At 38.2% G+C, this 14,561-nt stretch carries 10 protein-coding genes and 1 tRNA gene; 2 read left to right on the top strand and 9 right to left on the bottom strand.

Going from position 1 to position 14,561, the window contains the following annotated elements:
* Positions 1–20 precede the first annotated feature (20 nt).
* The 6 genes from EFY79_RS06110 to EFY79_RS06085 form a co-directional block, all read right to left on the bottom strand.
* Positions 21–602, bottom strand: a complete 582-nt coding sequence (locus tag EFY79_RS06110) for an RNA polymerase sigma factor (RefSeq protein ID WP_148041864.1) — start codon at positions 600–602, stop codon at positions 21–23.
* 515 nt (positions 603–1,117) lie between these two features.
* On the bottom strand, positions 1,118–3,307 hold the full coding sequence (locus EFY79_RS06105) for a c-type cytochrome (protein ID WP_123119807.1): 2,190 nt from the start codon (positions 3,305–3,307) through the stop codon (positions 1,118–1,120).
* Positions 3,308–3,607: 300 nt separating this feature from the next.
* Positions 3,608–4,789 carry a FecR family protein gene (locus EFY79_RS06100; RefSeq protein ID WP_158605160.1) on the bottom strand — a complete coding sequence of 394 codons (1,182 nt, stop codon included), beginning with the start codon at positions 4,787–4,789 and terminating at the stop codon, positions 3,608–3,610.
* Between the two features lie 130 nt (positions 4,790–4,919).
* The gene (locus tag EFY79_RS06095; RefSeq protein ID WP_123119805.1) at positions 4,920–5,861 is read right to left on the bottom strand and encodes an RraA family protein; all 942 of its coding nucleotides are present in this window, start codon (positions 5,859–5,861) and stop codon (positions 4,920–4,922) included.
* A gap of 91 nt (positions 5,862–5,952) precedes the next feature.
* Positions 5,953–7,425, bottom strand: a complete 1,473-nt coding sequence (locus EFY79_RS06090) for a mandelate racemase/muconate lactonizing enzyme family protein (protein WP_233577935.1) — start codon at positions 7,423–7,425, stop codon at positions 5,953–5,955.
* 175 nt (positions 7,426–7,600) lie between these two features.
* Entirely contained in the window at positions 7,601–8,209 is a 609-nt protein-coding gene (locus EFY79_RS06085; protein ID WP_123119804.1) for an RNA polymerase sigma factor, read from the bottom strand.
* A gap of 345 nt (positions 8,210–8,554) precedes the next feature.
* Here EFY79_RS06085 and EFY79_RS06080 point away from each other — a divergent pair.
* Positions 8,555–8,628 (top strand) — tRNA-Met (locus tag EFY79_RS06080).
* A 139-nt stretch (positions 8,629–8,767) separates the two neighbouring features.
* Here the strand turns inward: EFY79_RS06080 and EFY79_RS06075 are convergent.
* Positions 8,768–10,957, bottom strand: a complete 2,190-nt coding sequence (locus EFY79_RS06075; RefSeq protein ID WP_123119803.1) for a S9 family peptidase — start codon at positions 10,955–10,957, stop codon at positions 8,768–8,770.
* A 75-nt stretch (positions 10,958–11,032) separates the two neighbouring features.
* On the opposite strand from EFY79_RS06075, the gene EFY79_RS06070 reads away from it, so the two are divergent.
* A complete protein-coding gene (locus tag EFY79_RS06070; RefSeq protein ID WP_123119802.1) occupies positions 11,033–11,416 on the top strand; it encodes an RNA-binding S4 domain-containing protein in 384 nt (127 codons plus the stop codon).
* Between the two features lie 35 nt (positions 11,417–11,451).
* Here EFY79_RS06070 and EFY79_RS06065 read toward each other — a convergent pair whose 3' ends face one another.
* Entirely contained in the window at positions 11,452–12,765 is a 1,314-nt protein-coding gene (locus tag EFY79_RS06065) for a M16 family metallopeptidase (RefSeq protein WP_123119801.1), read from the bottom strand.
* 21 nt (positions 12,766–12,786) lie between these two features.
* Positions 12,787–14,151, bottom strand: a complete 1,365-nt coding sequence (locus EFY79_RS06060) for a M16 family metallopeptidase (protein WP_123119800.1) — start codon at positions 14,149–14,151, stop codon at positions 12,787–12,789.
* Between the last annotated feature and the right edge of the window lie 410 nt (positions 14,152–14,561).

The following is a 14,561-nucleotide window of genomic DNA, read 5'->3' as shown; positions in this document are numbered from 1 at the left end:
AGTCGGAATAAAACTATTTTTTAGGTGAACCAAAAAATTATCAGAAAAGTAGCTTCAGAACTCCGTAAAAAAGCGCGGATGAATTTAAGAGCTTCGGCGAGATGGTTTTTAACTGTATTAGGAGAGATATGTAATCGGAGGGCAACATCTTCCCTGCTGAGTCCTTCCTGTCTGCTAAGTCTGAATACCAATTTTTGTTGCGGCGGAAGTTTTTCAAATGCTTCGGAAATCAGTTCATTGCTTTCATGAGCCAGCACCATCTCTTCGGTAGTATTTACTGAAGCATGTATTGGGGATGCTTCTTCCAACAATTTTTTTTCATGCGCAACTTTTCGATAATGATGATATACCCTTCTATAAACAGCCGTAAAAAAATAAGCGGATGGATTTTCAATATCTGCCAGGCTTTCACGCTTGTTCCAAATATTCATGAAAGTATCCTGAACTATATCCTTCGTTACTTCGTCACAACCAGTCATCTTTAGCGCTACCGCATAAAAGCGTTCTTTGTAGAGATCGAATAATTGCCTGAATGCGCGCTCATCGCCGGCGGCAATCATTTTAAGCAATACTTTTTCATTATCTAATGGATGATCAAGCAAAAGGAAAAATTTAGAAGATGTCCCATCCCATACTTCGAAATTATTGAAAAATAATAACCTAATCACAATTATCGCTTCTAACCGGCAATTAACAAAAGGGAAATATTTTTTTGACTGGCTTTTTGTTATGCAATCAGACAGTTTGTAGTAAACGAGCTTATTTTGGATATTTCTATTTCGGGCTGTATTATTTTACGGTGCTGAAACCGGGTAAACTTATTCCATAATATCGGCATCCCTGGCATAGCGATTTTGAATTTCAGTTATATTCCCTAAATAATAATGCGAGTTAATAAAAACCAAAAGGCCAACAGATCAAAAAATCATTGACGATTTGATTGCTTGATTATGAGAAGTAAATTGTTATTGTACAAAGCCAAATTCCCTATGCTGACCTCAGGAGCTTATAAATTGAAAGTGGCAATTCTCCCCGTTGAGGAATAAGTTTTATAATTCTTCTTTCTTTTTTATAGAACCTATTTTTTGAATTAAATATTTACTTTAATAACTATTTTTTAGGGCAAAGCAAAACTCATAACAGAACCGCCCTCATTTTCTTTATTCCCTGATACTGACACAGCGATGAACTGCTTTCCATTGTACATATAAGTACTTGGATTTGAAGTGGCCATGCCCGGAAGTATAATTTGCCACAAAAGATTACCAGTTTTCTTATCAAAAGCCAGTAATTTTTTATCTCTCATCCCACCCAAAAACACAAGTCCGCCTGAAGTTACGATGGGGCCTGTCATACTTTGAGAACCGGTTATAGGACCATCTTCTTTTTGTAATTTCTCTATATTTCCTACCGGTATCTTCCATTCATATTCACCTGTGTTCAAATTGATTGCGTTTAACGTGCCCCACGGAGGCTTAATACCAGGATTCCCGTCCCTGTCTTTAAAGGAACGATAGGCGGTTACATTTAAATATCTTGCTGCACTATCCTCTATATTTCCCTCTTTTTTGGCATTTTTAACAGCAAGTTCATTTCTTTGGATCTCAAGTAAATTGTCATCGGTGGCAGATGACGATTTATTTTTATTTTCATATAAATAGGCAATAATCGCTTCTTCTTCCCTTTTTTTTAAGATATCTGCAAAGGAAGGCATCCTCCCCCCACCATGCCTTATTTTGTTCAAAATACTTTCTTTGTTTTTTCTTTCCGATATTTTAACTAATGACGGATTTTGTAATCCGTTACCATTCCTGTCTACTCCATGGCAACCAGCACAATATGTCATATAAAGTTTCCTGCCTTTTTCGTAATCAGACAGCCCCTGCAAATTTTTATTATTTCGATCAATTTTTTGGAGTAAGGATATTTCAGGAGATTCATTTGATTTCACATATATAATATTTGTGTATGGGTCATAAGCCGCTCCTCCCCATTCTGCTCCGCCCACAGTTGCAGGAAGGCTCAATGTTCCTTGTATTGATGGTGGAGTAAATAAACCTTCATATCTCAGGTTATTAAATTGTTTGAGCAGGGAATCATGAACTTCAGGAGAAAAATCACTCAAATCCTCTTTCGTCATGAACTGACGTGCAAAAGGCTTTGGTTTTGACGGAAATGGCTGAGTAGGCCACGCCTCTTCACCGGGAACATCTGAAGGCGGTACAGGCTTTTCTTCAATTGGAAAAATCGGCTCTCCTGTCTCACGGTTTAATAGATAAAGAAACCCAACTTTCGATACCTGGGCTACAGCATCAATTTTTTTTCCATTTCTCTCAATCGTTACAAGATTGGGAGGAGCAGGTAAGTCGTAGTCCCATAAATCATGATGCACTGTTTGATAATACCACTTCAATTTCCCTGTCTTTGCATCAAGAGCTATTACACAATTTCCAAATAAATTCTTTCCTTTACGATCTGCACCATAAGAGTCATAGGTGGGTGAACCGGTAGCAAGATATACAATACCACGGTTTTTATCCAGGCTCATCCCTCCCCAGTCATTAGCCCCTCCTACATATTTCCAAGCATCTTTAGGCCATGTTTCATAACCGACTTCACCAGGTAAAGGGATGGTATGAAATGTCCATTCTAACTTGCCGGTTCTGATATTATATGCTCTCTCATACCCTGGTTCAGCCCCATATAATTCGGAGACTTCAGTACCTAAGATCAACAAATCTTCAAAAACAATTCCAGGCGATGTGGGTACAATAGAGATTACTTTCGGATCGCCACGCATACCTTCGTTCAAATTAACTTTCCCGTTTTCACCAAATTTAGTAATGGGGGTTCCATTCATAGCATTCAACGCAAAAAGATGATTTCCTGCCGTAAATAAAATCCTTTTATCATTTCCATCTTCCCAGAACGCAACTCCTCTGTTTACGCCACCTCCTGATCCTCCGTTAAAAGGATCAAAAGCCCATATTCTTTTTCCTGTGCCGGCATTAATCGCGTAAACCCGGTGTCGTGCAGAGGTGATATACATAATGCTATCCACGACAATAGGATTACATTCACTTCTTTCGGAACGAGCACCTTCAATAGTATCGTTTGGATAAAATGTCCACGCCAACTTTAGTAGTTGAACATTCTCTTTATTAATTTGTGTCAAACTAGAATAGCTAGCGCTTGTTGCATCGCCTTTATAAACACTCCAGCTAGCGAATCCATTATTATTATCGTCATGACATCCAAAAAAAATGACAAGCAAAAGTATGCGGATGCACCTTTTAATGTGATTCATTATGCTAATTTATTTATAATTGATTTTGGAAAAATTAAGCTATATTCTCACACACTTTCTAATAACTATTTGATCAGTTCTTACTTAAGTAAGCTTCTCACATAAGAAACCAATTTAGGATTACCGGCTTGTGCTTTAATTTGTGGAGGTAGTTTTTTTAAATACCAATTCACCTTATAAGTAGAAGATTGCTGACTTTTTATTTATTAATTTGTTACCAGGCCATGTAACAATAAGTTGCAGTTTCTTACATTTAGACAAGTACAGTAAAGCAGCAAAAAGGTTGAATTCTTATTTTATTTACTGAACAATTATTTTCCTTCCCTCTACCTTAAATTTCACACTACTTAGTTCCAGGATTTTCAATACATCCGACAGTTGAGCATCCCTGCTTATTTTGCCTACAAAACTTCTTTCTGGCACATTGCCTTCATAAACAATCTCCATATTATACCACCTGCTAATCTCAAGCATAATAGTTTTAATATTTGCTCCATCAAATTGGAATAATCCATTCTTCCAGGCTACTACTTCATCCATATCCGCCCTATTAATTTTCAAATCATTATTATTGTCATCTAATATACCCTGCTGGCCCGGTTTCAACAATCCGGAGACACTGCCTCTTTTTATTTTAACACTGCCTTCCAGCAAACTGGTCTTTATCGAATTCTCATCAGCATACGCGTTTATATTAAAATGAGTTCCCAAAACTTCCACCTGCATACCGTTTACATTTACATGGAATGGCTTTTCTTTATTTTTGGCTACTTCAAAATAAGCTTCGCCAGTCAGCTCTACGTTCCGCTCTTTTCCTATAAAAGCGGTCGGGAAACGCAGAGATGATGAAGCATTAAGCCAAACCTTGCTTCCATCGGGCAAAACCACCTGGTATTGTCCTCCACGCGGAGTAGTAAGCGTATTATATGTTACCGGCATAGCGCCATTTGCATGCATTTTTCCATCATAAACCAACATGCCATTCTGTTTGCTGATGATGGCGCTTCCCTGCTGAATCTTTCCATTTTGTATACTGTCAAGAACGATAGCTGTACCATCAGCCATTATCAAACGTGCATGATTACCACCGGGAACTATTGCCTCAGCCTTTTTAGATGGCAAGAGCAATGCTGTTGTTTTTTGATTATTAGTTCTATTTTCCGCTCCATAAAAAATTCCGGAAATAATTAAAATTAGAACTACCGCCGCGGCAAAACGTATCCAGGGCTTTAAAACAAACTTGTTTTTCTCCGACAGAATTACTTTTGCTTTGTCACTTTCTAAAATCTTTTGCACAATTGAAAGTGAAACATTCTCATCCATTTTGGCTTCAGCATGGCTATTACGGATAGCTTTTTCTACCAATTTTTTGACTTCACCTTCATTGCGGCTATCGTTTATTAAGGCCATCAATTCTTTCTCTTCCTCTTCAGAACATTTATGATTGACATAGCATTCGAATAAATACTCTAATCTCGACACAGGCATAAATTGATTGATAGTTACTGATTAAATGCAGCCAGAAGCATTACGCTATTAGTATAAGAGGCTTCGTTATACAGGTTTGGGGGAGTCTAAAAAAATATTTGTTAAAAAATATTCCTGATGCTTATTATTTATCCTTCTTTTGCGCCTCCAAATAATCGTTCAGTTCTTTCCTGGTCATCGGTAATTTGGTGTCAGGATAATTTTTAAGCCAGTCAGAAAAATCGTCTTCTATTGATTTTGTCCATTTACTGTCAATTTCGCCGGGAGTATATTTTTTTTCACGCAACCGTTGAAATCCGAATTCGTCGTGCAGGTGAATCACCTCGCCGGAGAGTACCAAATCATTTACCAAATAGGCTGGAATAAAAATAGTTCCGTATTTGTTGGCCAGTACCACATCGCCGGGCAGTACAATGGCCCTGCCGATGCGAATGGGGAAATTAATAGAGCTCAGCATTTCCTGTTGAAGGTAGGAAGGATCCTGACCACGTGTCCACGCATTAAAACCTTCAATTTCATTTAAACCTCCTTCATCCCTTACTGAGCCATAAAAAATGACGCCATTGTGTGAGTTGGCGTAGATAGCATTTCCTAAATTGGAACCTATTAGCGTGCCATCTATAATTCTGTCATAGCCATCCGCCACATACACGTCGCCGGGTTTTAAAATATCAATAGGCCACGAATTGGTGCCGCCCGAGCTATCGCGGCCTTCAGACAATCCGGCTGTCCTGATTACTTTTTTAAAATCCGGGCGTTCAGGCATGTATTGAGCGGTAACCACGCGCCCCGTCATCGGGCTATCGACGTGAAGAATTTTCCAATCTGCCTCAAACTGGTTTTCAAATCCATGACCTCTTAAATAACCCCAGGCTTCTTCCATCGCCACTTTTTTTAACCGGTGCAAAATAGCATCCGAAACTTTGGGGCGGCCATCCTCGAAACGCGGGCCTTTCCATTGTGAAGTCAACGCTTTAATGTATTCGGCGGAGGCGCCTACTTGCTGCGCCTTTGAAGAATTAAAAAATAAAAACAAAAAAGGGATTGCAATAAAAATTTTTTTCATAAATATTTGATTTAAACAAATTGGTTGCTTATGATTTCTCTTCTTCCTTTTCCGGAAATTTTGAATGGTAAATCGAAAAAAAAGATGCTCATTAGCTGTATGTCCTGTCCCATGAGCGAAGTGTATCCCATTCAGGCGTTGGTTCAAAAAAGCCGCCTCCTTTTATCAAATGCTGTTTTACGACCTCATCGTTTAATTCTACGCCCAGGCCCGGTTTTTCAGGAACCTGCACATATCCTTTATTAATAATAGGTTTGCTTACGCCTTTCACCAGGTCGTCCCAGTAAGGATAGTAGATGCCATTATCTTCCAACGCAAGAAAATTTTGAGTAGCTGCGGCTACGTGTACGCTTGCCATGTAAGAGATTGGCGTGGCATAATGATGAAGCGCCATAGCGATGCCATTATCTTCGGCATAATCGCCAATTTTTTTGGTTTCTAAAATTCCGCCTGAAGAGTTAATATCAGGATGAATAATATCTACTGCGTGATTATCAATGAGGGGTTTAAAATCGCTGAGCAGGTAGCAATCTTCGCCGGTAAGCGTAGGCGTGGTTGTAGAATCAGTAATCTGTTTCCATTGTTGTGTATAAAACCAGGGAATTAAATCTTCCATCCATGCAAGGTCAAACGGCTCCATGGCCTTGGTTAACTTAATTGCTTCATTTACGCCTATGTGCCCCCAATGATCGGTACACAACGGCACATCAAAGCCTACCGCAGAGCGCACATCCGCTGCAAATTGTGTTAGATAAGCAATTCCTTTGGGCGTTATTTGAACAGCAGTAAACGGATGTTTTGTTTGCGCGAAACTCGTAGAACCATTATCTCCCCACTGGTTCATACCACCTTTCTGCTTTTCCCAAAAATCGGCATTCACCAAAGCATTAGGGACATCCTTAAGCAATTCTATACCCATATCCATCTTCAGCCACGTGAAGCCCATGTTCAGGCGTTCTTTCATCTTTTTTGCGTAGCCGTCAGGCGTTTTTTCAGTAGCGGTAGTATCGCAATATATTCTCACCTGGTCGCGGTATTTTCCGCCCAAACACTGATAAACCGGGATATTATACACCTTCCCGATAATGTCCCACAAAGCCATTTCGACTGCACAAACGCCTCCGGCCTGCCGGCTCGGCCCGCCAAACTGCTTAATTTTTTTAAAGATCATTTCAACATTACAGGGATTCATCCCCAGTATCCTGCTTTTTAATTCCAATGCGTATCGCTTGTCTGCTCCGTCTCTTACATCGCCCAGGCCATACACGCCCTGGTTGGTATATATTTTAAGAATAGGGCAAATTTCAAAGTCTGCAATACGCATGTCGATGATCTTCAGATCAGATGGCGCAGAATACCGGTTTATTTTCTGAGTGGTATAATCCAGCGTTTTTTCAATCGGGGCAAAAGAAAACGCTCCCAAAGAGAGGCCACCGATCGCGGCTTTTTTCAAAAAACTGCGACGATCATCTTTTACTATTTCATGCGACAATTGCTCAGCCGGTTCCATCACCGGCCCCGGATTTTGCATTTTTGAAAATAACCCTTTGGTAGCTTTCTTCATGAATTAAAATTTATAGTATGGATGATATTTCTTTATGTATAAATTGATTTCAAATTTTAGCAGGGTATATTCCTAACACACATTATTCTAACCGTGTAATAAAAAATATTTCCCGGTTATAAAAAGCCATTCTAAAGAAATGCAGAATTTATAATTAGGGATTTTACTCATAATGTCAGGCAGTGAAATAAAAAAGATAAACAGGAATTAAAAGCATCATATCCAGATTAAGCGTGCAATACGACCTGATATTTTTCATCGCTTCCGCAAGATGAGACTTAATGGTCTCCGGTTTTAAATTTAAAACATACGCCGCTTCATCCCTCTTTAATCCATGCTCTTTTATTAAACTATACACCTCTTTTTGTTTTCGGGGAAGCCGCGTGACGGCTTCGTGCAATACAGATGAATATTCTTTATTGATAAGATAATCCTCTATATTGTCATTCGACGCCATCTTACTATCTTCAGTAAGAAGCATGGTTTCGTAGCTTTTGGCTATCTGCTTCAGCGTTTTGTAAACCCGGTTCCTGGTAATCACAGAAAGGTAAGCGCTAAAATTTTGTATTCGCGATAAATCTTTCCTTTTCATCCAGATTTTTAAGAAAACATCTTCAACGATTTCTTCTGACAAAGTAGAAGAACGCGTTAGCCGTAAAGCAATGCTGTAAAGTTTGTTTTGATAATGTGCAAACAGTTCTTTGAAAGCCATTTCATCTCCCTCTGAAACAAGAAGCAGGATTTCAATCTCATTGTATTTTTTATCTGTAATCAAATCAAGCAAGACAATAAGTAACAAATTAATTTAGAAACCGAAGTTAGCTAAAAAAGATATTCACGAATGAAAAATTATAACGGTTTATTTTTTAAAATGCAGCAGATTGTTCCGGCATTTGATTTAAAATAATTTTAGCGTCTATTTATTGCTTTACTGGCAAATAGCTCTAAGAATCAGCTAAACACAAATGAAAATGACAGATTTTGCATTGAATTTTTTATGCAATGTATTATCTTCGCCGCCCAAAAAGTCGGGGTAGCTCAGCTGGTTAGAGCATCGGAGTCATATCCGCCAACGTCGGACGGCAGTTCAAGTCCGCTTCCCCGATAAAAATGTTCTTTAAAATAAAATGTCGGGGTAGCTCAGCTGGTTAGAGCATCGGATTCATAACCCGAAGGTCGGCGGTTCAAGTCCGCTCCCCGATACTTTTCATTTTGCCTTTAGACTTTTTCGCAAGTCAGATTACTATTTTAGTTTTAGAATTCGTGTAATCCTTTTTACAGTAAACCGATAAATAAGCAAATTTTTATTTTCAAACTAATCTTTTTTGAAAAAAAATATAACTCATTTAGCACCCGGAGGGCAATATTTTTTTAAATAGTCGGTATATAAAGTGGACAAATGAATTCTTGTGCCTTCGCCCTCTGATATGGAGTGCGTGCGGTTAGGATAAGGCATAAATTGAAATTGCTTATTGTATTTTATTAGTTCATTCAGCAAGGCTTCGGCATTATCATACTGAACATTATCATCGCCTGTGCCATGGATAAAGAGCAAATTTCCCTGTAAATTTTTTGCATAATGAATAGCAGACCCTAAAATATAATTTTCCTTATTTTCGGGTATCAGGCCCATGTATCTTTCTTCATAAATGTTATCATAATATAAGAGATTGGTTACTGCCGCTATTGCTATCCCGGTTTTATAAATTTCAGGATATTGAAACATCAAATTTAAAGTAGAAGAACCACCGCCACTCCAGCCCCAAACTGCCACGCGTTCTTTGTCAAACCAGGGTTTTTCCAATATTTTTTTTGCGGCCATGGCCTGGTCGTGAATATTTAACCGTCCGATCTGTCCATAAATAGCCTTGCGCCACGCAGCGCCCCTGAGCGACGGCGTTCCCCGGTTGTCTACTGATATCTGGAAATAGCCGTCTTTGCTCATATCGCCCTGGTATAAAAAGTTATTCTGAGCGCCAAATCTATCGCCTACAGTCGATGAGGCGGGTTCGCCATATACATAAAAAACTACAGGATATTTTTTAGTGGAATCAAAATTCTCAGGATATGCCATCCAGCCGTCTAAAGTGATACTATCTTCAATGATTACTTTAAAATATTTTACATTACTCTGCTCATCTACTTTTAAATTATTAGCAATACTTCTCTGCGGATCCAGGGGTTTTCCATCCGGTAAAGAAATCCATTCCGATGAAGGATATGTTTGATAATTGGAAAACCAATGAACAGCAAATTTTGCAGAGGGAGAAATATTATAATCATGCGTGCCTGTCTCACTCGATGGCGATAGTAGTTGCAATTTGCCTGAGCCGTCCAGCTTTGTGCGGTATAAATATAACTGGGTGGCATTATCAGGAGAAGCCATGAAATAAACAAACCCATTTTTTTCATCGATACATTTTATGTTATCAATATCGTAATCTCCTTTGGTAACAAGCGTTTCTTTGCCCTGCCGGTTTACAATATAAATGTGACGCCAGCCATCTTTTTCTGTTACCCACAAAAAATCCTTGCCGTTATTTAGCCAATCCCACCCAGTAGGATCATCATCATTCCACCTGGATTTTATGTCGATAAAAGCAGTGTCATCTTCTGTATAAAAATTATTGGCTGCGCCGGTGTTTACGTCACAAAAAAATAATTTGCTTTCGTTTTGCTTCCTGTTCAATTGCTGTAAAACTACCTGTGATGAGTTGTCGGCCCATTCCATGCGGGGAATATAATGCTCCTGGGGATCGCCCGGAACTTTCATCCATTTGATATTGTCATCAGCGATATTTGCCACACCAATACGCACGGGGCTGGGCGGCTGGCCTACTTTAGGGTATTCAACAGGTATTACGATGGAATAAACCGAATCGGTAGTGTTCAACATATAATAATCGCGCGTTTTTCTTCCATCCACCTGCCAGAAAGCAATTTTTTTGCTATCAGGGCTCCAGCGAAATCCATCACGGCAACCGAATTCTTCTTCATATACCCAGTCAAAAGTTCCGTTGATGAATTTTCGTGTACCGTCTACCGTTAGTGCCTTTATTTTATGAGTGGCGAGATTTTCAACGTATAAATTGTGCCCGCTTACATAAGCTGCATTTTTGCCATCGGGAGATATTTTTGCAAACATCAGTGATTGCGAAGGAAGCGATTTTCCCAACTGGAAAAGCTTGTTGGCAGCCACATCCAAAATCCAGTAATCTCCGCGCGTATGATATCTCCAAACTTTGGCTGTGTTGGTAAATATGAGCAACTGCTTATAGTCTGAAGAAAAACTGTAAATATTGAATTGCAAAGGGTGTGTTTCACCTGCAGGAATAAGTTGTTTACGATCCACGAGCGTGGTTAGTTCGCCACTTTTGATATCTGTTTTTATAATGCTGCCATCTCTTACAATCAAAGTGCTGTTTCCATCTTCAGTCCAGTATACCTGTTTTGGTCTGAATTGAGAGAAGGCTGTAAGGTTGCCGATTATAAAAACAATGACAAATAAAATTCTAAGTGGGTTTCGGTTCATAGATTCATTTTTGGGTAAAAATAAGAAAACAGAATTAGCCGTTTAGGTGTTTAACATAAAAAGATACATTTGTGTATGGCTGAAAAAGAAAAAATAAGAATTGATAAATTTCTTTGGTCTATACGAATTTTTAAAACCCGTAGCCTGGCTGCTGAGGCTTGTGCAACTGGAAAAGTAAGAAGCAATGGCGTTACTGTAAAACCGGCTAAAACAGTAGGCGTAGGCGATCAATATGAAATAAAAACCAGTTCTAAAAAATGGAAAATTGAAGTTACCTCCTTAATACATAACCGTGTCGGTTATGAGGAAGCCATTAAACATTACGTTGATCTTTCCCCCAAAGAAGAAACAGATAAAACGCAGGTGAGCGCATTTGTTTTTAATACAGGCAAAAGGCAAAGCAAACAAGGAAGACCTACCAAAAAAGAAAAACGAAGGCTGGATGATTTTTTACAATAAAAGTCGATAATAAAGAACAGTCTGAAAGTTTGATCTTAATTTACTTTCATATTAAAGGCATCCTTTGCCTCATCAGCTGCTTTTTCATCACCCAGATAATTCCAGTTGATCCCTTTAATGTACTTTTTGAACACGTTGGTCATATCGGCGGGCGTTGTTTTTTGAATCTTATCTACAAATTCTTCATCCATTTTCCAGTTGCCTAATATTTCACTTTTTCCCAAAGCAGCAGCCATTTTATCAGTACTTTCTTCTTTCATATAGTTTGTTGTAATAAAAAGATTTTTGGTGTCAGTAAGTTCTTTTTGAGAAAATCCTTTTCTTATTATCCGGTTGAGTTCATTCACCATTACCTCCACTGAAGCTTTCGGATCTGTGGTGCTTACATACATATAATCGTAGGGCATTTGCTGAAGTACAGACATTGCATGAGGAGCATAGGATAAATTTCTTTTCGTTCTTATTTCAGTAAAAAGATTTTCACTAAAAGCGCTGACTGCAAGGCGGTTTACTGCAAAATCACCTGATGTAAATAAGGGCGCATTTACTACTCCGATAATATAGTTTGTTGCCAATTTGCGTGGCTCAGAATTTAAACTGTTCGAGATTATTTCAGGAGTGTGATAAGTAGAAGCAGTATAAGTTTTAGAGGGAATACCCCCAAATGCGTTCTTGATTTTCTTGGTAATTTCTTCTTTACTTATTTTACCCACTACCACGATGAACATGCGGTTTTTATTCAACAGCGTATTATAATAATAGTCTTTTATTTCTTTTGCAGAAAGATTGGTCACCGTATTTACTTCACCAGTAGCATCAATAACATACGGTGTATTTTTAAAAGTAGTGGCTACCGCCATTTTAAGTATTTTACTATCAGGATCCGCATCAGCATTTTTTATTCCTGAAATTACTTTCTGTTTCAAAAGATCGAAATCTTTTTCGTCATACAGCGGATTTTTTACAGCAGCCTCAAGCAAACTCCAGCCTTCATTAAAATACTTTTTTATGCAGTTAACACTAATGACACCATAATCATAGGTAGAAGATCCATAAACATTGATACCAAATTGATCAGCCTTATTTTTAAAAGCATCTTTGGAGAACAATTTTGTACCGCATTCAGGTGCACCTGCAAGCGCAAGATTTTCAATGCCTGCTTTTTCAGGGCTGTAATTTGTAACACCGCCCCTGTAATAAACACTTACGTTGATAATGTCTTTTACTGTTGGTTTCATGATAACCGTAATACTATCAACCTGGAATTTCTGAGCTGCGTTCTGCGCACTAACTGTTTGAGATATCATCAGCAGGACAGCTGATAAAAATGAAAAAACAAAATTTTTCATAACTATTTTTTTAAAATTGTATTAATCTGCTTTGAAGAAGGTTGCAGGTTGCAATTGCCGATCCATTTGTGGATTCACCAGCAAACCGACGCAATAAGGCTTGTCTTTAATATACTTGCGTACATATTTTTGAATATCCGCACGTGTCACTTGCTGTACGTTTTTGATGTAATTGAAATAATAATCGAGTGACGCAGAGCACCACCAAAAAGAGACAGTATGCACATAATTAGAAGTAATTTCTTTACCCCTTACGTCATTTATTTCCAACTGCCGTTTAGCCGTTGCTAATTGCTCATCAGTAAAATAATCGTCATTATCCATTATATTTATCTGATGCTTTATTTCTTCAAAACATGCTTTCGCCTTCGCAGGATTACATATTGCTGTCAAAGAAATCGGGCCTACATGTTTTTGAGTAAAATAGTTAAGTCCAACTTGTAAAGCTAGGCCGGATTCTGAAAGTGCCTTATTAAATTTAGATGAATTCTGACTTAGTATAAATGAAAATACATCAGCTGCATAAGTAGCTTTTAGATCGTTGCGTGTATCGGGGCCCATCCAGTTAAACAAAATCAACGGAACTTTTATATTTTCCGATTGTACAATAAAATAATCTTTTTTTTCCAGGGGCTTAAACTCTGGAATCGGAAACTTTTGAAAAGGATCAAAACCGGAAGGTTTCCAACTTCCCATTATTTTTCCTACCTGGTTAAAAACGTCCTCGTGTGATACATCGCCCGCTACGGTTAATAGAGAGTTATTGGGCCAGTAATATTTGTTTTTAATTGTTTCCATCTTAGCAGGAGTAGCTGTAAGAATCACTTGATGATTACCAATCACATTTTTTCTACTATAAAGATCGCCCCACAAATGATGGTTCATAGTATCTATTAATGCAAAATAAGGATTGGACTCTTGCCGTTGAAACTCCGCATCCACCACTACATTTTCCTTTTTCATTTCGCTGGTATCGAATTTTGGATACTGAATGGCTGAATTCATAAACTGTAATCCTTTTGTCAAATTAAATTTAGGAAGTGTGAAGAAATAATTAACTATTTCAGTGTTGGTAGTCGCGTTTGCAGCAATACCTAATTCCTTCATTCTATCCAAAAAAGCTTCCTCACTGGGATAATCTTTATTGGCCTTAAAAAACATGTGTTCGTACAAATGGCTTAATCCGTTAAACTCAGGTGACTCAGTGAAGGAACCATTTTTAGTAGCAATTTCTATGGTTGCAAGTGGAACGCTATGGTCTTCAATTACTAATACTTGCAGACCATTCGGTAGTGTTTTCAGAAAAAAGTTGGAGGGAAGTGAACTTTGTGAATAACTGGTGCCCACAAAGAGAACCATCAGCAGAAAAAGAAGTTTTTTTTGCATAAACGTGATTTAATAAAATAAGACGCAGTTCACAGTGTTTATAAAAGCTTTTTGAGATGTTAAAACTCTGGCAAAAAATGACTGATGTTAATACCAGTTATAGATTGTAGCTCTAAAATAAACCTATTGTAAATTACAAACCAAATTTTTTTATTCTCCTCCATTATTATGGGAGGCGGTAGGATAAAGCATTTAAAGGCACGATTCTATGTTTGTTAGCGTCTCGGGGCGATAAAGTTTGATGGTAGATTTCATTTTGTTTCATCCAACATTACATCAACCCTTCCCCCAAAGAAACAGATAAAACGCAGGTGAGCGCATTTGTTTTTAATACAGGCAAAAGGCAAAGCAAACAAGGAAGACCTACCAAAAAAGAAAAACGAAGGCTGGATGATTTTTTACAATAAAAT

The organism is Hanamia caeni, from assembly GCF_003721595.1.
GTDB lineage: Bacteria > Bacteroidota > Bacteroidia > Chitinophagales > Chitinophagaceae > Ginsengibacter > Ginsengibacter caeni.
The sequence above is the reverse complement of the archived record's forward strand: the minus strand, read 5'-3'. Positions and strand labels throughout refer to the sequence as shown.